Annotated in this window: 21 protein-coding genes; 9 read left to right on the plus strand and 12 right to left on the minus strand. The window is 72.1% G+C overall.

Annotated elements, in window-relative coordinates:
* Positions 1-17: 17 nt before the first annotated feature.
* From MKK70_RS12500 to MKK70_RS12515, 4 genes are all read left to right on the plus strand, one after another.
* Positions 18-776, plus strand: a complete 759-nt coding sequence (locus MKK70_RS12500; RefSeq protein ID WP_243948066.1) for a PIG-L deacetylase family protein — start codon at positions 18-20, stop codon at positions 774-776.
* On the plus strand, positions 763-1,422 hold the full coding sequence (locus tag MKK70_RS12505; RefSeq protein WP_243948068.1) for a uracil-DNA glycosylase: 660 nt from the start codon (positions 763-765) through the stop codon (positions 1,420-1,422). The genes MKK70_RS12500 and MKK70_RS12505 overlap by 14 nt, the downstream gene beginning before the upstream one ends.
* 145 nt (positions 1,423-1,567) lie before the next feature.
* Positions 1,568-2,605, plus strand: a complete 1,038-nt coding sequence (locus MKK70_RS12510) for a lysylphosphatidylglycerol synthase domain-containing protein (RefSeq protein ID WP_147842486.1) — start codon at positions 1,568-1,570, stop codon at positions 2,603-2,605.
* An 18-nt stretch (positions 2,606-2,623) separates the two neighbouring features.
* Positions 2,624-3,898: an ATP-binding protein gene (locus tag MKK70_RS12515; RefSeq protein WP_243948070.1), complete on the plus strand. Its 1,275-nt coding sequence runs from the start codon at positions 2,624-2,626 to the stop codon at positions 3,896-3,898.
* Here the strand turns inward: MKK70_RS12515 and MKK70_RS12520 are convergent.
* The 8 genes from MKK70_RS12520 to MKK70_RS12555 all read right to left on the minus strand — a co-directional run bounded on the left by MKK70_RS12520 (position 3,889) and on the right by MKK70_RS12555 (position 11,655).
* The gene (locus MKK70_RS12520) at positions 3,889-5,253 is read right to left on the minus strand and encodes a sigma-54-dependent transcriptional regulator (RefSeq protein WP_147727057.1); all 1,365 of its coding nucleotides are present in this window, start codon (positions 5,251-5,253) and stop codon (positions 3,889-3,891) included. The two genes, MKK70_RS12515 and MKK70_RS12520, sit on opposite strands and share 10 nt — an antisense overlap.
* 83 nt (positions 5,254-5,336) lie before the next feature.
* A complete protein-coding gene (gene fliN / locus MKK70_RS12525) occupies positions 5,337-5,675 on the minus strand; it encodes a flagellar motor switch protein FliN (protein WP_147727056.1) in 339 nt (112 codons plus the stop codon).
* Between the two features lie 17 nt (positions 5,676-5,692).
* Complete coding sequence (locus MKK70_RS12530; protein ID WP_147859732.1) at positions 5,693-6,304, minus strand: FliH/SctL family protein; 612 nt, start codon at positions 6,302-6,304, stop codon at positions 5,693-5,695.
* Positions 6,301-7,353, minus strand: coding sequence for a flagellar motor switch protein FliG (locus MKK70_RS12535; RefSeq protein WP_147728882.1), 1,053 nt, complete (start codon positions 7,351-7,353; stop codon positions 6,301-6,303). The genes MKK70_RS12530 and MKK70_RS12535 overlap by 4 nt, the downstream gene beginning before the upstream one ends.
* A gap of 50 nt (positions 7,354-7,403) precedes the next feature.
* Positions 7,404-9,020: a flagellar basal-body MS-ring/collar protein FliF gene (fliF, locus tag MKK70_RS12540; protein ID WP_147728883.1), complete on the minus strand. Its 1,617-nt coding sequence runs from the start codon at positions 9,018-9,020 to the stop codon at positions 7,404-7,406.
* A gap of 220 nt (positions 9,021-9,240) precedes the next feature.
* Entirely contained in the window at positions 9,241-9,516 is a 276-nt protein-coding gene (locus tag MKK70_RS12545) for a DUF1153 domain-containing protein (RefSeq protein ID WP_147728884.1), read from the minus strand.
* Positions 9,517-9,608: 92 nt separating this feature from the next.
* On the minus strand, positions 9,609-10,289 hold the full coding sequence (locus MKK70_RS12550) for a flagellar hook assembly protein FlgD (RefSeq protein WP_243935999.1): 681 nt from the start codon (positions 10,287-10,289) through the stop codon (positions 9,609-9,611).
* Positions 10,290-10,302: 13 nt separating this feature from the next.
* A complete protein-coding gene (locus MKK70_RS12555) occupies positions 10,303-11,655 on the minus strand; it encodes a flagellar hook-length control protein FliK (RefSeq protein WP_243948072.1) in 1,353 nt (450 codons plus the stop codon).
* Positions 11,656-11,919: 264 nt separating this feature from the next.
* On the opposite strand from MKK70_RS12555, the gene mnmA reads away from it, so the two are divergent.
* The 4 genes from mnmA to MKK70_RS12575 all read left to right on the plus strand — a co-directional run bounded on the left by mnmA (position 11,920) and on the right by MKK70_RS12575 (position 16,268).
* The gene (gene mnmA, locus MKK70_RS12560; protein WP_243948074.1) at positions 11,920-13,077 is read left to right on the plus strand and encodes a tRNA 2-thiouridine(34) synthase MnmA; all 1,158 of its coding nucleotides are present in this window, start codon (positions 11,920-11,922) and stop codon (positions 13,075-13,077) included.
* A 51-nt stretch (positions 13,078-13,128) separates the two neighbouring features.
* On the plus strand, positions 13,129-13,779 hold the full coding sequence (locus tag MKK70_RS12565; protein WP_147729569.1) for a class I SAM-dependent methyltransferase: 651 nt from the start codon (positions 13,129-13,131) through the stop codon (positions 13,777-13,779).
* Positions 13,776-14,573, plus strand: a complete 798-nt coding sequence (locus MKK70_RS12570; RefSeq protein WP_147860349.1) for a TVP38/TMEM64 family protein — start codon at positions 13,776-13,778, stop codon at positions 14,571-14,573. The genes MKK70_RS12565 and MKK70_RS12570 overlap by 4 nt, the downstream gene beginning before the upstream one ends.
* Positions 14,574-14,855: 282 nt before the next feature.
* Positions 14,856-16,268 carry a sensor histidine kinase gene (locus tag MKK70_RS12575; RefSeq protein WP_243948139.1) on the plus strand — a complete coding sequence of 471 codons (1,413 nt, stop codon included), beginning with the start codon at positions 14,856-14,858 and terminating at the stop codon, positions 16,266-16,268.
* A gap of 3 nt (positions 16,269-16,271) precedes the next feature.
* Here the strand turns inward: MKK70_RS12575 and bioB are convergent, their stop codons facing one another.
* From bioB to MKK70_RS12595, 4 genes are all read right to left on the minus strand, one after another.
* Complete coding sequence (gene bioB / locus MKK70_RS12580; protein WP_409568270.1) at positions 16,272-17,270, minus strand: biotin synthase BioB; 999 nt, start codon at positions 17,268-17,270, stop codon at positions 16,272-16,274.
* A 47-nt stretch (positions 17,271-17,317) separates the two neighbouring features.
* Positions 17,318-18,310: a DUF808 domain-containing protein gene (locus MKK70_RS12585; RefSeq protein WP_243948083.1), complete on the minus strand. Its 993-nt coding sequence runs from the start codon at positions 18,308-18,310 to the stop codon at positions 17,318-17,320.
* Between the two features lie 110 nt (positions 18,311-18,420).
* Entirely contained in the window at positions 18,421-19,305 is an 885-nt protein-coding gene (locus MKK70_RS12590; protein WP_243948085.1) for a fumarylacetoacetate hydrolase family protein, read from the minus strand.
* Positions 19,306-19,374: 69 nt separating this feature from the next.
* Positions 19,375-21,141 (minus strand): class I poly(R)-hydroxyalkanoic acid synthase, encoded by a 1,767-nt coding sequence (locus MKK70_RS12595; protein ID WP_279603627.1) that lies wholly within the window; start codon positions 21,139-21,141, stop codon positions 19,375-19,377.
* A 181-nt stretch (positions 21,142-21,322) separates the two neighbouring features.
* On the opposite strand from MKK70_RS12595, the gene MKK70_RS12600 reads away from it, so the two are divergent.
* Positions 21,323-21,766: a hypothetical protein gene (locus tag MKK70_RS12600; RefSeq protein ID WP_279603625.1), complete on the plus strand. Its 444-nt coding sequence runs from the start codon at positions 21,323-21,325 to the stop codon at positions 21,764-21,766.
* Positions 21,767-21,862: the final 96 nt, after the last annotated feature.

A 21,862-nucleotide genomic window follows, 5' to 3' on the forward strand; every position in this document is an offset into this window, starting at 1 on the left:
CCGCAAGCCCCGATCCGATGCCCACCGCGCTCGCCCTGTCTCCCCACCTCGACGATGCCGCCTTCTCCTGCGGCGGCACGCTGGCGATTCTGGCCGCGTCGGGCTGGCGCGTGGTGATGGCGACGGTGTTCACGCAGAGCGTCCCCGGCCCGACCGGGTTCGCGCTCGCCTGCCAGCTGGACAAGGGGCTCGACGCGTCGGTGGACTACATGCGCCTGCGCCGCGCCGAGGACGAGGCGGCGGCCCGCTGCCTCGGGGTCGAGGTGCGTCACCTGCCGTTCCGCGAGGCGCCGCACCGCGGCTACGGCTCGGCGCCGGACCTCTTCGCCGAGCCCCGTGCCGACGACGGCATCGTCGAGCACCTGGTCCCCGCCTTCCGGGCGCTGATCGACGACATCGCACCGGACCTGATCCTCGCGCCGCAGGCGATCGGCGGCCATGTCGACCACCTGCAGGTGGTCGCGGCCTTCCGCAGGACCGGGTCGCGGCAGCCGGTGCTGTGGTGGCGGGATTTCCCCTACACGGTGCGCGACACCGTGCCGAAGGCGCCGCTCGCCGCCTCCTTCGCCGGCCTGCCGGTCCGCCAGGTCGACCTCGATCGGGCCGCGCAGGAGGCGAAGGCCGAGGCCTGCGCCGCCTACGCGACGCAGCTCGGCTTCCAGTTCGGCGGACGCGCGGCGCTGATGGACCGTCTCCGCGCCGAGGGCGGGCGCGAACGCGTCTCGGTCGCGGGCATCCTGCCCGACGGCTGTCCCGGGTTCGATGCGGCCGCCTGAGCCCGGCACGCCGAAGAGCCTGGCCGATCCGGAGGTTCTGGCAGCGCGACGGGCGATCCGCGATGCCGGCCACGTCGCGCCGCTCCGCGCGATGGCAGCCCGGATCGCCCGAGAGTTCGACGCCGCCGTTCCCGACCCGGATCCCCTCGACGGCGGCATCCAGGCACGCCTGCTGCTCCTGCTGGAGACGCCGGGACCGGCGATCGTCCGCACCGGCTTCGTCTCGCGCGACAACCCCACCGGCACCGCGGCCAACCTGTTCCGCTTCCTCGCGGAGGCGGGGATCGCGCGGGCCGACACGCTGATCTGGAACGCGATCCCGTTCGTGATCCATGCCGAGGGCGCCCTGAACCGGGCGCCGCGCCGCTCCGAGATCCGTGCCGCGGCGCCCTGCCTCGCCCCGCTGCTCGCGCTCCTGCCCGACCTCGCCGTCGTCGTCCTGTCCGGCCGCGTCGCCGGCATGGCGCGTGAGTCCATCGCCGCGCTGAGGCCGGGTCTTCCGGTGGTCGCGATCCCGCATCCGAGCCCGACCTACGTCTGCACTGCGCCGGACGTGGCCGCGCGCATCCGCGCCGGGTTGGGCGAGGCCGGCGTCATCCTGCGGACATGCGGCACGGCGAGAACCGGCTTTTCCGTGCCCGATTGAGAACGAGCCGGTGCGGTCGCTGGCCTTGGAGCGCCGATGGTTCTACATGCGGGGCAACGGGCAACGGCCCGAAACATCCGGCATCGAACCCGCGGCCCGCTCGCCGGCCGGGCGGGATATCCGGCGGAGGCGGACGCCGATCGGAATGAACGTCCACGATCAGCATCGCGGAACGCGCGATCATGCCGAGACGGCCGCGCCAGACGCGCCGATCCCGGCCGACGGCACGGCGGGCAAGGGCCGGCGCAGCCGCTACGCCTGGCTCGGCACCGCGGCGAGCATCATCCTGTTCGCCGTCTCGCTCGGCGTCCTGTGGAAGCTGGTCCAGACCGTCACCTGGGCGGATCTGCGCAAGGCGTTCGTCGAGGCCAGCTCCGACCAGCTCGGCCTCGCCTTCCTGTTCGTCTTCGTCAGCTACCTCTTCCTCACCGGCTACGACGCGCTCGCCCTGCGACAGCTGCGGATCAAGGTGCCCTACCGGATCACCGCGCTCGCCTCGTTCACGAGCTACGCGGTGAGCTTCACGCTCGGCTTCCCGCTGCTGACCGCCGGCACGATCCGTTACTGGATCTATGCGCGCCAGGGCCTCACCGCGGCGAAGATCGCCGCGCTCACGGTCATCGCCGGCTTCACCTTCTGGCTCGGCATGGGCGTGGTGCTGGGCTTGAGCCTGATCATCGAGGCGAGCCAGCTCGCGGGCCTCGCCTTCACGTCGATCCGGATCAACCAGGGCGTCGGGCTGTTCGCGCTGGCCCTGGTGCTCGGCTATCTCGGCTGGGTCTCGGCCAAGCGCCGGCACGTCACCATCCGGCAATGGCGCCTGGAGCTGCCGGGCGCCTCCGTCTCCCTGGGGCAGATGGTGGTCGGCATCGGCGACGTCTGCGCGGCGGCCGCCGTGCTGTACGTGCTGATGCCGGCGGGCCTCTCCATCGGCTTCACCACCTTCCTGGCGATCTACGTCCTCGCGGCGATGCTCGGCATCGCCTCGAACGCGCCCGGCGGGCTCGGCGTGTTCGAGGCGACGATCCTGCTGGCGCTGTCGAGCCTGCCGCGGGAGCAGGTGCTGGGCTCTCTGCTGCTGTTCCGGATCTGCTACTACGTCGTGCCCTTCGTCACCGCGCTGGCGATGCTCGGCGCCTACGAGATCGTGAAGCGGGCGGGCCGCGCGCGCGGAGAGCCGTGAGCCTCGGCGGCCGCGAGCATGCCTGAGGCCGCCACGAGCCGAGCGGCCTGGACCAGCGCGGCGACGGCGGTCTCGCTCGTCGGTCTCTTCGCGTACCACCGCGGCCTCCTCGACGGGCCGATGATCGCGGCGGGGCTCGCGGCGATCTGCGTCGGCGGCTTTCTCGCCACCCGCGGGCGCGACGCGATCGCCGCCGCACCGAGCCTGCGCCAGACCGATCGCCACGCGGTCGCCGAGGCGCTGCTCGCCAACATCCCCGACCCGGTGATCCTCATCGACCGCCGCGCGGTGGTGATCGAGGCGAACCCGGCTGCGCGGGCCCTGCTGCCGGCCTTGCGCCTGCGCCACCCGCTCTCCTTCGCCCTGCGCGCGCCGGACGTGCTCGACGCGGTGGAGGCGGTGCTGCGGACCGGCGCGCCCGCGAAGACCACCTACGCCGTCCGCGTGCCGACCGAGCGCGCCTTCGAGGTCCAGATCGGCGCGCTGCCGATGCCGGAGGGCGGCCAGCCGAACGTGGTGCTGTTCCTGCGCGACCTCACCGCCGCGCGGCGCCTCGAGGCGATGCGGGTCGATTTCGTCGCCAATGCCAGCCACGAGCTGCGCACGCCGCTGGCCTCGCTCCTCGGCTTCATCGAGACGCTGCAGGGCCCGGCCCGGGCCGACGCGCCGGCCCGCGAGCGCTTCCTGGGCATCATGCACAGCCAGGCGCAGCGGATGACCCGGCTGATCGACGACCTGCTCTCGCTCTCGCGGATCGAGCTGCGCGAGCACGTGGCGCCGACCCAGGTGGTCGACCTCGGCACGATCGCCCGCCAGATGGTCGATGCGCAAGGGGCGCTCGCGGGAGCCCGCGGCGTCGCGGTCGTCCTGGAGGCGGGGGAGGGCGCGTATCCGGTGCTCGGCGAGCCGGACGAGCTGCTGCGCGTCGTCGAGAACCTGATCGAGAACGCGGTGAAGTACGGCGGCCGCAGCGTCGTCGTCGGCCTGGCGCGGACGCGCGACGCGCTGCTCGGCAGCCGCATCGTGCTGAGCGTGCGCGACGACGGGCCGGGCATCGCCCCCGAGCACCTGCCGCGCCTGACCGAGCGCTTCTACCGCATCGACGTGGCGTCGAGCCGCCAGAAGGGCGGCACCGGGCTCGGCCTCGCCATCGTCAAGCACAGCCTCAACCGCCACCGGGGCCGCCTCGCCTTCGAGAGCGAGGTCGGTGCCGGCACGGTGGTGCGCGTGACGCTTCCCGAGCACCGCCCCCGCGCCGCGGCGGAGCCGACGGCGGAGGCCGATCAGCCGTAGGCGGCGATCGCCCGGGCGGAGCCGGGCTCGGCCACCTCGAGCCCCGAGCCGACATACTCGTTGAGCTTGTTGCGCAGCGTCCGGATCGAGATGCCGAGGATCTTGGCCGCATGGGTGCGGTTGCCGAGGCAATGGTCGAGGGTGTCGAGGATCAGGTCGCATTCGACCTGCGCCACGGTGCGGCCGACGAGCCCGCGGGTCGCGGCTTCCGCCACCTGGGCCGCGCGCGTCGCGGCACCGACCGGCGCGGCGATTGAGTCGCCCTCCGGCGTCAGGATCGCGTCGGCGCCGATCTCAGGGCCGGAGGCGAGCAGCACCGCCCGGTGCAGGGTGTTCTCGAGCTCGCGCACGTTGCCACGCCACGGGTTCTTCAGCACCATCTCCTGCGCCGCCCGCCCGAGCGGCCGCACCGGCACGCCGTTCACCTCGGCATACTTCTTGGCGAAGTGCGCGGCGAGCTCGAGGATGTCGGCCGGGCGCTCGCGCAGGGGCGGCAGGCGCAGGTGGACGACGTTCAGGCGGTAGAACAGGTCCTCGCGGAACGTGCCCTTGCGGACCTCCTCGGCGAGGTTGCGGTTCGAGGTGGCGAGCACGCGGATGTCGACCTTGACCGGGGCCGAGCCGCCGACGCGGTCGATCACCCGCTCCTGCAGCGCCCGCAGCAGCTTGGATTGCAGGCGGACGTCCATCTCCGAGATCTCGTCCAGCAGCAGCGTGCCGCCGTTGGCCTCCTCGAAGCGGCCGATGCGCCGGGCGACCGCGCCGGTGAAGGCGCCCTTCTCGTGGCCGAACAGCTCGGACTCGAGCAGGGCCTCGGGGATCGCGGCGCAGTTGACCGAGACGAACGGCTTGTTGCCGCGTGCCGACTTCTGGTGGACGTGGCGGGCGAGCACCTCCTTGCCGGTGCCGCTCTCGCCGGTGATCAGCACCGAGGCCTCCGAGCGGGCGATCTGCTCGGCCAGGCGCACCACCTTCTCCATCGAGGCGTCGCGCCAGACGAAGGCGCGTCCGTCAGCCGAGACCGCCTCGAGCACGGCGGCGATCAGGTCCGGGTCCGGGGGGAGGGGGATGTACTCCTTGGCGCCCGCCTGGATCGCGGCGACGGCGGCCTTCGCGTCGGTGGTGACGCCGCAGGCGACGACCGGGGTGCGGATGCGCTCCTCGCTCAGCGCCGCGACGAGGTCGCGGATCGAGAGCCCGACATCGATCATGATGAGGTCGGCGCCCTTGGCGCGCAGGACGTTCAGCCCCTGCGCGACGCCGTCGGCCTGGGTCACCGCCGCCCCGCGGTTCATCGCGATCTTCGAGGCGGTGATCAGCTCGCCGTTGAGCCGTCCGATGATCAAGAGCCGCATCGCGGTGTCTCCGTTCTAACTGTGTCGGCGCCGCGGACCGCCCCGTCGTGCACGGCGGAGCGCGGGGCCCGGGTCTCAAGAGGTCAGCGGTCGCCCTTGACGATCTCGGTCATCGTCACCCCGAGGCGGTCCTCGACCAGAACGACCTCGCCGCGGGCGACGAGGCGGTTGTTGACGAAGATGTCGACCGCCTCGCCGACCTTGCGGTCGAGCTCCAGCACCGCCCCGGGGGCGAGGCGGAGCAGGTCGCCGATCGGCATCCGCACGGCACCGAGCACCGCCGACACCATCACCGGCACGTCGAAGAGCTGCTCGAGGTCGGAGGCGCTCTTGGGCGTCGTCGGCACGTCGCGGATCGAATCCTCGCCCGCGAAGGCCGGATCCTGGTCGCCGAGCTGCGGCAGGCTGAAATCGTCGGACATCGGGCTCTTTCGATCTCTCAGGGTTCGACGGTGGTGCCGAGGGCATCGAGGACCGCGGCCTCGATGCGGGCGCGCTCGCGCACGATCCCGCCGTCGGCCCACTCGATGCGGGCGTCGCCCGACGCCATGTCGGGATCGCCCAGCACGACGAGGCGGCCCTCGTAGCCGCGCTCGCGCGCCAACCGCTTCATCAGCCCCTCGGCCTCCTCGACGAGGCCGTCATGGACGCGCACGACAAGGTGCGGCACGCCGCGCAGGTGCTGGAGGGCGGCACGCGCCGCCTCGCCGATCGCGGCGAGCGGCCGGGCGTCGAGGGCGTCGCCCGCGATCTTGCGGGCGAGCAGCACCGCCACCTCGACCGCCTGGTCCTCGCGCGCCACGTCGCGGGCGTCGGCCTGCGCGATCAGCCCGGCGGCGGCGAGCGACAGGCGGGTCATCGCATCGGACAGCCGCGCCTGCGCCTGGGCCTCGGCCTGGGCGCGGCCCTCCTGCACGCCGCGGGCGTGGGCGTGGGCGGCGGCCTCGTCGGCGGCCTCGGCCGCGCGCACGCTCTCGCGGCTCGGCTGCGGCCGGCGGAAGTCGGTCTCGAACAGGAACGGCGTCTTGGCCGGAGCGGGCTTGGCGTTCAATAGACCAGCTCCTCCTCGGCGCTGTTCTTGGCGATCATGATCTCGCCCTTGTCGGCGAGGTCCTTGGCGAGCTCGGTCATCTTGGCCTGGGCCTCGTCCACCTCCTTGAGGCGGATCGGGCCGATCGAGCCCATCTCGTCGGTGAGGTTCTTGGCGGCGCGGGTCGACATCTGCGCCAGGAAGAAGCCGCGCACGCGCTCGTCGGCGCCCTTCAGCGCCCGGCACAAGGTCTCGTTGTCGACCGAGCGCATCAGCGTCTGCACGCTGCCGGGATCGAGCTTGAGCAGGTCCTCGAAGGTGAACATCAGCTCGCGGATGCGCTTGGCCGAGCCGCGGTTGCCCTGGTCGAGGGCGGCCAGGAACCGGCCCTCGGTCTGGCGGTCGAAGGCGTTGAAGACGTCGGCCATCATCTCGTGCGCGTCGCGGCGGGCGGATTGCGCGATGGTGGCGACGAACTCGACGCGCAACGTCTCCTCGATGTGGCGGAGCGCCTCCTTCTGCACGGTCTCCATCCGCAGCATCCGGTTGAGCACGTCGATGGCGAATTCCTCCGGCAGCAGGGTGAGCACCTTGGCCGCGTAGTCGGAGCGCACCTTCGACAGCACCACGGCGACGGTCTGCGGGTACTCGTTGCGCAGGAAGGCGGCGAGGATCTCGGGATCGACCTGGGCGATCGAGGCCCAGACCCGCTTGCCCGAGGCGCCCTTGATCTCGGCCATGATCATCGAGACCTGCTCGGTGGGGAAGATCTTCAGCAGCAGCGACTCCGTGCGCTCGAAGTTCGAGGTGATGCCCCCGCCGGTCGACAGCCGCGAGACGAAGTCGATGATCAGCTTCTCGACCGTCTCGGCTTCCAGCGATCCGAGCTGGACCATCGCGTGCGAGACCGTCTTGATCTCGTCCTCCTCCAGGCGCTGCCAGATCGGCGCCCCCTCGGCCTCGCCGAGGAGCAGCAGCAGCGCGGCGGCACGTTGCGGCCCCGGCATCGACGCGAACGCCGATCCCCCGAGGTCCTGCAAGCTCTCACCCAGTCCCGCACCCGCCGCCATCGTCCCGTCCCCTCCTCAAAGCCACTCGGTCGTCGTTCGCATCGTGCCGGCTACGGCGTTTCCTGGATCCAGTTGCGCAGGACCTCGACCGTCTCGGACGGGCTGGCGCGGACCATGTCGACCACCCGCTGCACGGTGTCGGCCTGGATCTGCCCGTTGATCTTGGCGAATTCCATCAGCCGGGCGGTCTGGTTCTCCCGCGGCACCAGGATCGTGCCGCCGGCTTCGATGTCCACCCCGCCCGCCGCGCCCGCCGCACCGAGCAGCGGCGTCGCCGCCGGGTCGGAGGCGAGCACGCGGCGCAGCAGCGGACGCACGACGACGAGCAGCACGATCAGGGTGAGCAAGGCGAGCACGCCGAGCTCGACGAACCGCATCACGTCTTCCTTGGTCGGGCTGAGCAGCGACTGGATCAGCGTCGGCTCGACGAAGTCGGCCGGGGTCGGCGCCTCGGCGAAGCGCAGGTTCACCACTTCGATCTGGTCGCCGCGCGCCTTGTCGAAGCCGACGGTGCTGCGCACCAGGGCCGCGATCCGCTCGATCTCGGCCGCCGGCCGGGGCTGGTAGGCGACCTTGCCGTCGGGGCCGGGCGCGTAGGCGCCGTCGACCAACACCGCCACCGAGAGGCGCTTCACCCGGCCGCCCTCGACCACCTCGGTCCGCGTGACCTTGGAGATCTCGTAGTTCGTGGTCTCCTCGTTCTTGTTCGAGGAATCCTTCGGCGCGGGCGCCTTGTCTTGGGCCGCGCCGGGCAGCTCGTTGCCGACGCTGACCGAGCCCTCGTTGTTGGCGGTCTGCGAGGCCTCGGTGCGGGTCTGGCTCGAGCGTACCACGCGGCTCTCGGGGTCGAAGGTCTCCGAGCGGCTCTCGACGCGGTTCATGTCGAGCTCGGCCGAGACCTGGACGCGGGCACGGCCCGGCCCGACGATGCCGGCGACGATCTCCTCGATCTGCGAGCGCAAGCGGCGCTCGAGTCCGGTCTGCTTCTCCTCGAAGGCGCCGGCCTCGCCCTGCTCGCCGCGGGCGCCGTCCGCCAGGAGCCGGCCGCGCTCGTCGACGATCGAGACGCGCTCGGGCTTCAGGCCCTCGACCGCGGAGGCGGCCAGGTGCCGGATCGCGCGGACCTGGCCGGCATCGAGGTCGCCCATCAGCTTTAGGACGATGGCGGCGCTCGGCAGCTCGCGGTCGCGCTCGAACAGGCGGCGCTCGGGCAGGACGAGGTGGACGCGGGCGGCCTGGACCCGGCCGATCGCCCGGATCGAGCGCGACAGCTCGCCTTCGAGCGCGCGCAGGTGGTTCACGTTCTGGACGAAGTTGGTCGACGAGAACGCGTCGCCCTTGTCGAAGATCTCGTAGCCGACGCCGGCCTGGCTCGGCAGACCCTTGCCGGCGAGGTCCATGCGCAGGCGGGGCAGGTCGGCGCGCGGCGCCATCACGGTCTGGCCGGTGTCGCCCCGGGTCTCGTAGCGGATGCCGCGGGCATCGAGGTCGCGCACCACGGCGGCCGCATCCTGGGCCGACAGGTCGGCGAACAGCACGCCCATGTCGGGGCGCGAGACCCGCAGGATCACGAAGGCGAAGAAGCCGATGAGGGTCAGCGTCACCGCCGCCATCGCGGCGAGGCGCGCCGGTCCGAGCTTGGTGACGAGATCGAGAACCGGCTTCACGGCTGTTACGCGCCCACCCCAGGCGGGCGCCGCGATCGGCCCCGCCCGGCAGAATTTGCCCAGGCCGTGGTTAGCGGGCGGTTAACGAATGGCCGCCGCCCCTCCATCGCCGAGGCCCTCCAAGCAGCGAAGCCGCATCCGCGGGAGGCGGATGCGGCTTCGCGTGAAACCGGCGGCGACCGCGCGGGCTGAACCGCGCCGGCCGGGGCACGGGGTCGAGTCAGTGGCGGTAATGCTGGATGCGCGTGGTGCGCAGGCCGGCAAGGCCGTGCTGGTCGATCGAGAACTGCCAGCTCAGGAACTCCTCGGTGGTGAGGGTGTAGCGCTGGCAAGCCTCTTCCAGGCTCAGGAGACCGCCGCGGACGGCGGCCACCACTTCGGCCTTCCGGCGGATCACCCATCGACGGGTGCTCGTGGGCGGCAGGTCGGCGATCGTCAGGGGACTTCCATCGGGCCCGATCACGTATTTCACTCTCGGGCGGTGCGGTTCGGTCATGATACGCTCTACAACTCGACTGACCTGTCGAGCCATCAACCTACTTGCGCGGGCTTAAAACATGTTGAAGCGGATCACTCGGAAGTGATTCGTTATCCCGAGGTTGTGGACAACCCGATCCCGGTGACGCTGGAGAGCGGCACGCGTGAGGTGCCGATGACCAGGACCGGGTTGGCCCCGCTGAGGTCGACCTCGTCCACGGTGCCGGTTGTCTCGGTCGCGACCGAGACGGCGGCGCCGGTCGCATCGGTGGCCGAGACCTTGATCGAGTAGGTGCCCGCCGCCGAGGCAAGCCCGGACGAGTTCTTGCCGTTCCAGGAGAAGGTCTGGGGGCCGGCGGCGAGCGACGTCGTCTGGGTGCCGACGACGTTGCCGTTGGAATCGGAGATCGTCACCACCGCCTTGGTCGCCGCGCGCGCCGGCGTCAGGCTCCAGGTCGCGGAGCCGTCCTTGAGGTCGGCGGTGGTGCCGTCGGTGGTGATGGTCTTGCCGATGTAGCTCGTGGCCGAGGCCGAGCTCGCCGCCTTGCTGCTCGCCAGGATGCTGTCGAGGCGGTCGTTGCCCTTGAGCTGCTGCTCCACCTGCGCGAACTGCACCAGCTGCTGGGTGAACTGGTTGGTGTCCATCGGGTCGAGCGGGTTCTGGTTCTTCAGCTGCGTCGTCAGCAGGGTCAGGAACTGCGTGAAGTTGCTCGCCAGCGTCGCGCTGTCGGCGGTCTTGCCCGTGCTGCTCGATGAGGCCGCACTGGTCAGGCTGGAAATGCCGCTGGTCATCGTTGGAGCCTCCTCAGATTCGGATGTCGAGGCCGCTCAGGCCCCGGAGCGCGCGCGTCGGCGCGATTTCCGCGACGGCGGCCTCGGAAGGGGTGCCGGGCGGGGCGCTGCCGCGGCCGGGCTGCCCGCCGCGCTGCGCGGTCTCCCCGCCGGATCCGCCGTCGCTGCGCAGCGACATCGTGATGCCGCCCTGCGACGGGTCGAGCCCGGCCTGGGCCAGTGCCTGCTGCAGGCTGCCGGCATCGCGCTGGAGCATCGCCAGGGTCTCGACGCGCTCGACGACGAGATGCGTCGTGACGGTGCCCTTGTCCTTGTCGATGTCGAGGGTGACGTCGACGCGGCCCAGCTCGAGCGGATCGAGCCGGATCTGGAACTCGCTCGATCCGGCGAGCGACCGCAGCCCGATCGTCATCGGCACCTGGCCGAGCGGCACCGGCGCCGCTGTCGGCTGGGCCGCGGCCTTGTCCGCGGCGATCGGCGAGGAGCCGGACGGCGCGGCCTGGGCCCTGGCGACGGGGTCCGGCGTCGCGGGGCCGGCCGACGCGGCGTCGGTGAGCGCGGCGAAGAGGTCGGCCTTGGCCGCCGTGCCCGGCCCGGCATCCGCGCCGGCCACCGCATCGTCGCCCGTCGCGTCCGCGGGCGATGCCGTCCCGCCGGCGATCTCGGCGAGCCCGGCGGCCGCCGTCGTGCCCGCGACGCCGACGCCGGCTGCCGCCGTCGCGCCGGTGCCGGCCGACATCGCCTTCGCGGCGGCGCCGAGACGCGTCGGAGGCGCAGCGGCGAGGACGAGCGCGAGGGTCGGGGTCGCGAGAGCGACGTCGGCCGCCTTCGGGTCGGCACCCTTCGCGTCGGCGGCCTTCGCGTCGGTGACCTTGCCGTCCTCGGTCTCGGCCGCCGCGGTCTTCGTCGGCGCCGGCTTGCCGGCGGAGGCCGCCGAGGCGTCCTCCGTCGACGGCGCATCGTCCTGGGCCGGCGCTTCCGCCTCGGGCTGGGTCGGGCCGGCATCGCGGGCGGTCGCCGCCATGCCAAATCGCGAGGGAGCGGGATCGGACGGCGCGGCACCCGCGCCCGGCGCGGCCGGATCGGCCTTCGCGGAAGCATCGCGGATTGCAGCGGCGCGGGCCGTTTTGGCGTCGGCGGCAGCGAGGTCGGCGGCCTTGGCACGGTCGGCCCGGCCGGCGGCGGTCGCGTCCGCGCTGCGCTGGCGCTCGGCGGCGTTGCGGGCCTGGGCGTTGTCCTTGGCGGTGGCGGCTTCGAGATCGCGGCCGAAGCGGGCATGCGCCGCCGCATCCGCCAGGTCGCGCGTCGTCGCGCGAGCGGATGCCCGCGCCGCCGCATCCACGAAGTCCGTCGTTCCCACCGCCATGCACGCTCTCCTGCGGGAGGCGGAGCAAGCGACAGGCCAGCGCGTGCGCCGAGCCAAGAGACTGAGAAACATCGTCTTTCGGCGACGGACCGGCTGGGGGATCATGCCGCCGCGGGCCGATGCTGCCGCGTGCCCGGCAGGACTTGCCGGGGCGGTCGACCGCGGCGATCGGGACGCGCCCTGGAAACGCCGAACGACACACACTATAGACAGGCCCGTGCGGCGGGATCTTCGCAGACCCGTGCCGCCGTCAGACCCGGCGCCATGAACTCCCTCGATCTTGCCAAGCCCCCGCACGAGACGCGCGTCGTCGTCGCCATGTCCGGCGGCGTCGATTCCTCCGTCGTGGCCGGGCTGCTGAAGCGCCAGGGCTACGACGTCGTCGGCATCACCCTGCAGCTCTACGACCACGGCGCCGCGACCCATCGCAAGGGCGCCTGCTGCGCCGGCCAGGACATCCACGACGCCCGCCGCGTCGCCGAGCGCCTCGGCATTCCGCACTACGTCCTCGACTACGAGGACCGCTTCCGCGACGCGGTGATCGACCGGTTCGCCGAGAGCTACCTGGCCGGCGAGACGCCGATCCCGTGCGTCGAGTGCAACCGCTCGATCAAGTTCCGCGACCTGCTGGCGACCGCCCGCGACCTGGACGCCGACTGCCTCGCCACCGGCCATTACGTCGCGAGCCGGGCGCTGCCGGGGGAGGGCGGGCGCCGCGCGCTCTACCGCGCCCTCGATCCGGCGCGCGACCAGAGCTACTTCCTCTACGCCACGACGCAGGACCAGCTCGACTTCCTGCGGTTCCCGCTCGGCGAGCTGCCCAAGGACGAGACCCGACGCCTGGCGCGCGAGCTGGAGCTGGTGGTGTCGGAGAAGCCCGACAGCCAAGACATCTGCTTCGTGCCGCAGGGCCGCTACGCCGACGTGATCGCGCGGCTCCGCCCCGACGCCGCGCGGCCGGGCGAGATCGTGGATCTCGACGGCCAGGCGCTCGGGCGCCACGAGGGCATCATCCACTACACGGTCGGCCAGCGCCGCGGCCTGCGCGTGGCCTCGCCCGAGCCGCTCTACGTGGTCCGGCTCGAGCCTGACACCGCCCGCGTGGTGGTCGGCCCGCGCATCGCGCTGGCGACCCACCGCATCCGGCTCACCGACGTGAACTGGCTCGGGTCACCGGGCCCCGTCTCCGACATGGCGGTCGCGGTGCGCGTGCGCTCGACGCGCGAGCCGCGCCTTGCCCGGCTCGACTACGACCCCGCGACCGGCGCCGCCGAGATCGTCCTGGCCGTGCCCGAGGACGGGGTCTCGCCGGGCCAGGCCTGCGCGATCTACGCCGACGAGACCCCGCGCGGACGCGTGCTCGGCGGCGGCACGATCCGCCGCATCGACGCGGCCTCGGCGGGCGCGGCGAGAGCCGCGTGACCCGACGCGGCCCGCTCTGAACATCCCCCTCGAGACCGGAAGAGAACACGAATGCTGAGCGAGCCGGAGGCCGGGCCGAGCACCGCCCTGATGCGCAAGGCCTATGCCCGCTGGGCGCCGGTCTACGACGTGGTCTACGACAAGCTCACCGAGCCGGCCGCCCGGGCCGCGGTGGCCGCCGCCGCCGAGAGCGGCCCGCGCATCCTCGAGGCCGGCGTCGGCACCGGCCTGTCGCTCGGCTACTACCCGCGCGCCAGCTTCGTCTGCGGCGTCGACCTGTCCGAGGACATGCTGAAGCGCGCCCGCCGCAAGGTGCAGCGCCGCGGCCTTACCCACGTGAAGGGCCTGCAGGTGATGGACGTCTGCCGCCTCGGCTACGCCGATGCGTCGTTCGACGCGGTGGTGGCGCAGTTCCTGATCACCCTGGTGCCCGACCCGGAAGCCGCCCTGTCCGAGTTCCTGCGGGTGGTCCGCCCCGGCGGCGGCATCGTGCTCGCCAACCATTTCGGGCAGACCGAGGGACCGGTGGCGAAGGTCGAGGAGATCGTCGCGCCGCTCTGCACGAAGATCGGCTGGTCGTCGGACTTCAAGTCGACCCGGATCGAGGCCTGGGCGCGGCGCAACGGCGTCGAGTTCATCGGCGTCGCGCCGACCTTCCCGGGCGGGTTCTTCAAGATCCTGCGGATGCGTAAGCCCGCGTGACCGCGGCCGGCGCGACGCCGCCCGAGCGTCCGCGCTCCGCCCGCCGCCGCGCGCTGCGCTGGCTGCCCCTGGCGCTGCTGATCGCGCTGTCGATCGCCGTGCTGGTCTCGGGCGCGTCGCAGCTCCTCAGCCTCGACCGGCTGCTCGAGTCGCGGCAATGGCTGCGCGCCTTCGTCGAGGCGGACCGCCCGCGCGCCCTCGTGCTGGCCTACCTGATCTATGTCGGCTCCGTCGTCGTCTCGGTGCCGGCGACGCTGATCCTCACCATGGTGTGCGGCTTCCTGTTCGGCATCGTCACCGGCGCGATCGTCGCCGTCTGCGCCGCCACCACAGGCGCCGCGATCGTCTTCGCGATCGGCCGCGGGCCGGCCTCGGACCTGCTGCGGCGGGTGGCCGGCCCGCGGCTCGGCGCGCTCGCCGAGGGGTTCCGCAACGATGCCTTCGGCTACATCGTGTTCCTGCGTCTGCTGCCGCTGTTCCCGTTCTGGATGACCAATCTCGGGCCGGCCGCGTTCGGCGTGGCGCTGCGCACCTTCGTGCTCGCCACCGCCTGCGGCCTGCTGCCCGGCGCCTTCGTCTACGCGGCGACCGGCGCCGGCATCGAGGACGTGGTCGCGGCCCATGCGGACGCGAAAGCAGTATGCCTGTCCGCCGGCGGCAGCGATTGCGACAACGCGCTGAGCTTCCGCGCGCTGGTGACGCCGCGGATGGTGATCGGCCTCGGCGGCCTCGGCCTGTTCGCGCTGCTCTCGATCGGCCTGCGGCGGCGCTTCATCCGGCGCAACGCGGGCTGATCCGCGGGACCGCTCGACCTTCGCGGGACGCGATTATCCCCACGCTGCGTACTGAAAATCGCGTTCGCGCGCCGATCCCGGGGGTGATGCCCCCTCGACGCTTCCTCGGCCCGCGGGCTACGAGGGATGATCGTGCCACCGTCTCGGCCAGGGGATGCGGGTGGCGACGGGACGTTCGCGAAGAGGCACGGGGTCGCCGCGCTTTCCGGGGCCGGGATAGCAGTGGTCGCAAGGACTGACACGGACTCGACGGAGGCGGCAGAGCGCGACGCGCCCGTCGCGGTGCCGCGTTCCGACCGCTGGCTCAAGCGCCTCGGCCTTTCCGGACGGCTCTTCCTCGTCACCGTCGCCTTCGTCGCGGCGATCGAGATCCTGATCTTCGTGCCCGCGGTCGCGAATTACCGCCTGTCCTGGCTGTCCGACCGGATCAGCGCCGCGCAGGTCGCGGCCCTCGTGCTCGATGCCAGCGAAGGGCACCCGGTGTCCGACGAGCTCGCCCGGCGCCTGCTGGCCGGCGTCGGCGCCCGCGCGATCGCGGTCCGCGACGGCGACACCCGCCAGCTCCTGTCGATCGAGCCGATGCCGGACCGGGTCTCCGACACGGTCGACCTGCGCAACCGATCGATCTGGTGCGCCATCCGCGGCGCCTGGCGGACGCTGACCGAACCGGTCGACGAGCCGATCCGCATCGTCGGCCAGGGCTGGGAAGGCTTCGACCTGGTCGAGATCATCCTCGACGACGCACCGCTGAAGCAGGCGGTTGTCGATTTCGCGATCCGGCTGGCGGTGTCGTCGCTGATCGTCGCCACCGCCGCGGCCGGCCTCGTCTTCTTCGTGCTGCAGACCCTGATCGTGCGGCCGGTGCGCCGGCTCGCGCGCAACATCACCGCCTTCGCCGACGACCCGGAGGGGGCCGACCGGATCATCACGCCCGCGCCGCGCAGCGACGAGATCGGGCTCGCCGAGACCGCGCTGGCGCGGATGCAGCGGACGCTCGCGGACCAGCTGCGCCAGAAGCGCCGGCTCGCCGAGCTCGGGCTCTCGGTCGCCAAGATCAACCACGAGCTGCGCAACCTGCTGACCGGAGCGCAGCTGCTCGGCGACCGGCTCGAGGAAACCTCGGACCCGACGGTGCAGCGCGTGGCGCCGCGCCTCGTCGCGACGCTGGGGCGGGCGATCCGCTTCTGCGAGGCGACGCTGGCCTACGGCCGCGCCGCCGAGCGCACGCCGCGCAGCCGCGCGTTCGCGCTGGCCCCGGTCCTGGCGGAACTCGCCGATCTCGCGGCGCTCTCCGCCCACGGCCGCGTCCGGGTCGTGACCGAGGTCGCCCCCGAGCTGACAGTGTTCGCCGATTCCGAGCAGATCGGGCGGGCGATCGGAAACCTGGTGCGCAACGCCGTGCAGGCGCACGACTTCACCGAGGCGAACGTGGCCTCGCCGGAGGTGCGGATCACGGCCGGGCGCGAATGCGCCGGTGCGGTGACGATCCTGGTGGCCGACAACGGTCCCGGCCTGCCGGCGCGGGCGAAGGAGCACCTGTTCGAGGCCTTCCAAGGCTCGATGCGCTCGGGCGGCACCGGGCTCGGCCTCGCCATCGCCTCCGAGCTCGTGCGGCTGAACGGCGGGACGCTGTCGCTCGACCCCGCCGCCGAGGGCACCCGGTTCCGGATCGTGCTGCCGGACGCCGAGGCCTGAGGCCTACTCGGCGGCTTCCATCATGGGCGCGGCCACCGTGATGCCGATGTCGCGCAGCAGGGCGGCGTCGGAATCGGTCTCGTTGTTGGCGGTGGTCAGCAGGCGCTCGCCGTAGAAGATCGAGTTGGCGCCGGCGAGGAAGCACAGGATCTGCGCCTCGCGGGTCAGCCCCTTGCGCCCGGCGCTGAGGCGCACCCGCGCCTTCGGCATCACGATCCGCGCGGTCGCGCACATCCGCACGAGGTCGAGCGGGTCGACCGGCGGGCGGTCCTCCAGCGGCGTGCCCTCGACGGCGACGAGGGCGTTGATCGGCACGCTCTCGGGATGCGGCGCGTGGTTGGCGAGCACCTGGAGCATCGCGGCCCGGTCGGTCACACCCTCGCCCATGCCGACGATGCCGCCGCAGCACAGGCCGATGCCGGCCTCGCGCACGTTCTCCAGGGTCTGGAGCCGGTCGGCGTAGGTCCGGGTCGAGATGATGTCCTCGTAGAAGTCCGGTCCGGTGTCGAGGTTGTGGTTGTAGGAGGTCAGCCCGGCCTCGGCGAGCCGCACGGCCTGGGACGGCGTCAGCATGCCGAGGGTGACGCACGCCTCCATGCCCAGGCCGCGCACGCCGCGGACCATGGCCAGCACCGCGTCGAATTCCGGGCCGTCCTTCGGCTGGCGCCAGGCGGCGCCCATGCAGAACCGGTGCGCCCCGGCCGCCTTCGCCTCGGCGGCCTCGCGCAGAACCGCGTCGACCGGCATCAGGCGCTCCTTGGCCATGCCGGTGCCCTTGTGATGGGCCGATTGCGGGCAGTAGGCGCAATCCTCGGGGCAGCCGCCGGTCTTGATCGACAGGAGCGAGGCGCGCTGGATGTCGGCCGGATCGTTGTGGGCCCGGTGCACGGAGGCGGCGCGAAACACGAGGTCGAGCAGCGGCAGGTCGTGGATCGCGCGGATCTCCTCGACCGTCCAGTCGTGGCGGATGGCGGGGGCGGCGGGGAGCGGGGTCGGCTGCATCATGCGCCCATGAGGCGAATCCGCGGGCGAAAATCAAGCCGTCCGGCTCAGGCCGCCGCACCGCGCAGGCGCGCCAGGCCATGCCAGGCCGGCGCGATCACGAAGCTCGTCAGCGGAATCAGCAGGCCGCCGACGACGAGGCCGACGAGACCGGAGCCGGCGGCCGTCACCAGCCATTCGGCGACGCCGGACAGGGCGGGCGGCAGCAGGCCGGCGACCGCTTCGGAGGCCGCATGCAGGGCGTGGGCGACCTGCGGCAGCCCGTAGGTCTCGAGCCCGTGGACCAGGATGCCGCCGCCGACCCAGATCATCGCCGCCGTGCCGACGATGGCAAGCAGGGCCAGGAACGGCGGCATCCCGGTGACGATGCCCCGGCCGAGCGCGCGGGTGACGCCGCCGAACGCGGAGGTGGAGGTGCTCGCCGCCATCGCCAGGCCGGCGTCGTCCGCCTTCACGATCAGCGCCACCGCGCCGTAGACGAAGGCGGTGATGCCGACGGCCACCAGCGCCATCACGGCGGCCTTCGTGGCGACGCCGCCGTCGGGGAGCGCCGCCAGGGTGATCGCCATGATCTCGGCCGAGAGGATGAAGTCGGTCTTGATCGCTCCCGAGACCTTGCGGTCCTCCATTGCCCGGCCGTCGCCGGCGGCATCGCGCGGGGTGTCGTCGGCGTGGCCGGCATGCGGGAACAGCGCCTCGTAGACCTTCTCGGCGCCCTCGTAGCAGAGGTAGGCGCCGCCGAGCATCAGCAGCGGCGTGATCGCCCAGGGCGCGAAGGCGCCGAGCGCCAGGGCGGCCGGGAGCAGGAACAGCAGCTTGTTGCGCAGCGACCCCAGCGCGATCCTGCCGACGATCGGCAGCTCGCGCTCGGCGGCGAAGCCGACGACGTAGCGCGGCGTCACCGCCGCATCGTCGATCACCACGCCGGCCGCCTTCACGCCGGCCTTGGCCGCCTGGGCGGCGACGTCGTCGAGCGAAGCCGCGGCGACCTTGGCGATCCCGGCGATGTCGTCGAGAAGGGCGATCAGACCGATGCTCACGTGACGGCGTCCTCCGAGGTACAGAGCCTTCTGTGCAGAGGACGTTCACGAAGTCGAGAGCGGATCGCCGTCCGTCGCGGCGGCACGACCGCAGCCATCGAGGAAAAGCGTCAGTTCGTGGGCTCGCCGGCGGAGACCTTCGCGGTCCAGTCGTCGAAGGCGATCACCGGCTGGCGCTGCTCGCCCAGCCCCTCGATGCGCACGATCATCTCGTCGCCGGCCTTGAGATAGCGCGGCGGCTTCATGCCGAGGCCGACGCCGGGCGGGGTGCCGGTGGTGATGATGTCGCCGGGCTCGAGCATCATGAAATGCGAGACGTAGGCGACGAGCTGGGGCACGTCGAAGATCATCGTCGCGGTCGAGCCGGTCTGCATCCGCTGCCCGTTCACGTCGAGGCTCATCGCGAGGTTGCCGAGGTCGGGGATCTCGTCGAGGGTCACGAGCCACGGGCCGAGCGGCCCGAAGGTCGGGCAGCCCTTGCCCTTCGTCCAGGTCGGGCCGCGCTCCATCTGCCATTCGCGCTCGGAAACGTCGTTGCAGATGCACACGCCCGCCACGTAGTCGAGCGCCTCGTTGGCGTGGACGTAGGAGGCGCGGGAGCCGATCACCACGGCGAGCTCGACCTCCCAGTCGGTCTTGGCCGATCCCTTGGGGATGATCACCGTGTCGTTGGCGCCGACGATGCAGGACGGCGCCTTGTTGAAGACGATCGGCTCGGACGGGATCGGCGAGCCGGTCTCGGCGGCGTGATCCGCGAAGTTCAGGCCGATCGCGACGAAGTTGCGGGTGCCGCCGACGCAGGGGCCGAGCCGGGTCGAAGCCGGCAGGAGCGGCAGCGTCTCCGGGTCGATCACGCGCAGGCGGTCGAGCGCTTCGGGCGAGAGCCCGGGCCCGGCGATGTCGCGCAGGACCGCGGACAGGTCGCGCAGGCCGCCGTTCCCGTCGATCAGGCCCGGCTTCTCGTCTCCCGCCGATCCGTGCCGAACCAGCTTCATGTGCGCCCCCCATTTCGAACAATCCTGACGCGGAAGGTGGTCGCCGCGGCAGGCGGGTCAAGCCGACGCTCAGGCCTTCATGCGCACGTAGGTGCCGGGGGCGGGCGCCAGCGAGGGCAGCGCGTCGCCGCCGGGCTTGCGGGCGGGCACGCGCTCGGGCGCCTGCGCCTCGAGCCACTTGAACCAGTACGGCCACCACGAGCCCTTGGTCTCGGTGGCGGCCCCGAGCCAATCCTCCAGGCGCCCTTCCGCCTTTCCGCCGGTCCAGTAGCCGTATTTCGGCTTGGAGGGCGGGTTGACGACGCCGGCGATGTGGCCGGAGCCGGCCAGCACGTAGTCCACCGGGCCGCCGAACTTCGACGAGCCCTCGAACACCGAGATCGCCGGCGCGATGTGGTCCTCGCGGGTGGCGAGGTTGAACACCGGCACCGTCACCTTCTTCAGGTCGAGGCGGATGTTGCCGAGCACCATCCGGCCCTGCGCGAGGTTGTTCTCGAGGTAGCAGTTGCGCAGGTAGAAAGCGTGGTTGGCCGCCGGCATGCGGGTGGCGTCGGCGTTCCAGTACAGCAGGTCGAAGGCGCTCGGCGGCTTGCCCTTGACGTAGTTGTTGACGACGTAGGACCAGATCAGGTCGTTCGGCCGCAGCATGTTGAACGCGTTGGCCATCTTGGCGCCGTCGAGGTAGCCGCGCTCGGCCATCTGGGTCTCGATCTGCCGGATCTGCCCCTCGTCGGCGAAGACCTTGAGGTCGCCGGCATGGGTGAAGTCGACCTGCGTGGTCAGGAAAGTCGCGCTCTTGATGCGCTTGTTGCCGGTGGCGGCCTGCATCGCGAGCGTGACGGCGAGCAGCGTGCCGCCGACGCAGTAGCCGGCCGCCGCCACTTCCGTCTCGCCGGTGGCGACGCCGATCGCGTCGATCGCCGCCTCGATGCCCTCGCGCATGTAGGACTCGAAGTCCTTGTCGCGGTGGCGCTCGTCCGGGTTGACCCAGGAGATCACGAAGACGGTGAGGCCCTGGTCGACCATCCAGCCGATCAGGCTTTTCGCCGGATTCAGGTCGAGGATGTAGAACTTGTTGATCCACGGCGGCACGATCAGGAACGGGCGCTTCAGCACCGTCTCGGTGCGCGGCGCGTACTGGATCAGCTCCATCAGGTCGTTGCGGAACACCACCTCGCCGGGCGTCACCGCGACGTCGACGCCGAACTCGAACGCGTTCCGGTCGGTCTGGCGCACGCGCAGCTCGCCGGCGCCGGCCTCGATGTCTTCCTGCAGCATCTTCATGCCGCGGACGAGGTTGGCGCCGTTCTCCTGCAGCGTGTGCCGGATCAGCTCGGGGTTGGTCATCACGAAGTTCGAGGGCGAGAGCGCGCCGGCGAGCTGGCGCAGGTAGAACTGCGCCTTGTGGCGGGTGTGCTCGTCGATGCCCTCGGCCTCGTTCACCAGGCCTTCGGCCCAGCGGGTGGTGATCAGGTAGCCCTGCTTGATGAAGTCGAAATACGGGTTCGACGACCATTCGGCGTCGGCGAACCGCGCATCCTTCGGCTCGGGTTGCGCCACCGGCTCGGCCTCCTGGCCCTGGAGGCGCATCCACGTCGTGCCCCACAGAGCAACGAAGGCCTCGCTGAGCTTGGCCTGCGCCTCGAGCGTCCGCTTCGGATCGGAAAGCCACGTCTCGGCCACGGTGCCGAGGGTGCGCACGAGCTCGCTCGCCTCCTGCGGCGGCTTGGGCTGGACCGGCAGGCCGTCCTCGGGAGCGACGTAGCGCGCGGCGGCCCGTCGGAGCTGTTCCATGAACTGGCCCGCATTGCGCGAGAGGGCCTCGAAATCGAGCATCGCGGGCGTCGTCGGCTGCGTCGTCACGCGTGATCCACTCCCTGGCTTCGTCCGCGCCGGCAGCGCGGGCGGACCCGAGCGCCCGCCCCGGAGGGCGGTCCGAGCCTCGTTTCCGCCAAATTAACGCGCCAACCCCGAATTTGCCCAGCGCGGCAGGCGCGAACGGCGATATAACTGCGGCATGACCTCAACTTGCGACAAGGTTCCGGATCCCGGCACGACTTCTCCGGGCAGGCCGTCGAATCCGTCCGGCTCCGCAGCGCAGGGCATCGCGTTCCGGCGCCTCCTCGGCACGCTCGCGCTCTGCGCGGCGGCGGCCACGGGGGCCTGCTCCTCCGACCTCTCGCCGATCAAGACGCTGGCGGTCGAGGCCGGCTACGGCCCGAAGGCCGTCGCCGCGCCGGACTTCGTGGCGAACTCGCGGCCGAAGGGCGGGACCGAGTTCATGCCGGTCGGCGTCTCCGCTCCGGCGCGTCCGGTGCGGGCGAAGTCGGCCGAGAGCCAGAAGGCGCTGGAAGCCGAGCTCGAAGGCGCCCGCGGCCGCAACGAATCGCGGGGCCGGGCCGCGGAGAGCGCCGGCAAGGCGACGAAGCCGGCGAGCGCGCCGGCCCAGCCGGCACAATAAGGCCGATATTCGGGGTCGGCGGCAGGCCGCTTCGATGTTAGAGAGGCCGACCGCCACCCGTCGGGGCCGCCAGTGCCGCCCCACGGGATCCGCGCC

It is taken from the genome of Methylobacterium sp. E-041 (genome assembly GCF_022829665.1).
Classification (GTDB): domain Bacteria; phylum Pseudomonadota; class Alphaproteobacteria; order Rhizobiales; family Beijerinckiaceae; genus Methylobacterium.

Excerpts from the sequence above, each read along its gene's own strand:
- MKK70_RS12500 (WP_243948066.1), top strand. The coding sequence starts at position 18 with ATGCCCACCGCGCTCGCCCTGTCTCCCCACCTCGACGATGCCGCCTTC.
- MKK70_RS12505 (WP_243948068.1), top strand. The coding sequence starts at position 763 with ATGCGGCCGCCTGAGCCCGGCACGCCGAAGAGCCTGGCCGATCCGGAG.
- MKK70_RS12510 (WP_147842486.1), top strand. The coding sequence starts at position 1,568 with ATGAACGTCCACGATCAGCATCGCGGAACGCGCGATCATGCCGAGACG.
- MKK70_RS12515 (WP_243948070.1), top strand. The coding sequence starts at position 2,624 with ATGCCTGAGGCCGCCACGAGCCGAGCGGCCTGGACCAGCGCGGCGACG.
- MKK70_RS12520 (WP_147727057.1), bottom strand. The coding sequence starts at position 5,253 with ATGCGGCTCTTGATCATCGGACGGCTCAACGGCGAGCTGATCACCGCC.
- fliN (WP_147727056.1), bottom strand. The coding sequence starts at position 5,675 with ATGTCCGACGATTTCAGCCTGCCGCAGCTCGGCGACCAGGATCCGGCC.
- MKK70_RS12535 (WP_147728882.1), bottom strand. The coding sequence starts at position 7,353 with ATGGCGGCGGGTGCGGGACTGGGTGAGAGCTTGCAGGACCTCGGGGGA.
- MKK70_RS12545 (WP_147728884.1), bottom strand. The coding sequence starts at position 9,516 with ATGACCGAACCGCACCGCCCGAGAGTGAAATACGTGATCGGGCCCGAT.
- MKK70_RS12550 (WP_243935999.1), bottom strand. The coding sequence starts at position 10,289 with ATGACCAGCGGCATTTCCAGCCTGACCAGTGCGGCCTCATCGAGCAGC.
- MKK70_RS12555 (WP_243948072.1), bottom strand. The coding sequence starts at position 11,655 with ATGGCGGTGGGAACGACGGACTTCGTGGATGCGGCGGCGCGGGCATCC.
- mnmA (WP_243948074.1), top strand. The coding sequence starts at position 11,920 with ATGAACTCCCTCGATCTTGCCAAGCCCCCGCACGAGACGCGCGTCGTC.
- MKK70_RS12565 (WP_147729569.1), top strand. The coding sequence starts at position 13,129 with ATGCTGAGCGAGCCGGAGGCCGGGCCGAGCACCGCCCTGATGCGCAAG.
- bioB (WP_409568270.1), bottom strand. The coding sequence starts at position 17,270 with ATGCAGCCGACCCCGCTCCCCGCCGCCCCCGCCATCCGCCACGACTGG.
- MKK70_RS12590 (WP_243948085.1), bottom strand. The coding sequence starts at position 19,305 with ATGAAGCTGGTTCGGCACGGATCGGCGGGAGACGAGAAGCCGGGCCTG.
- MKK70_RS12595 (WP_279603627.1), bottom strand. The coding sequence starts at position 21,141 with ATGCTCGATTTCGAGGCCCTCTCGCGCAATGCGGGCCAGTTCATGGAA.
- MKK70_RS12600 (WP_279603625.1), top strand. The coding sequence starts at position 21,323 with ATGACCTCAACTTGCGACAAGGTTCCGGATCCCGGCACGACTTCTCCG.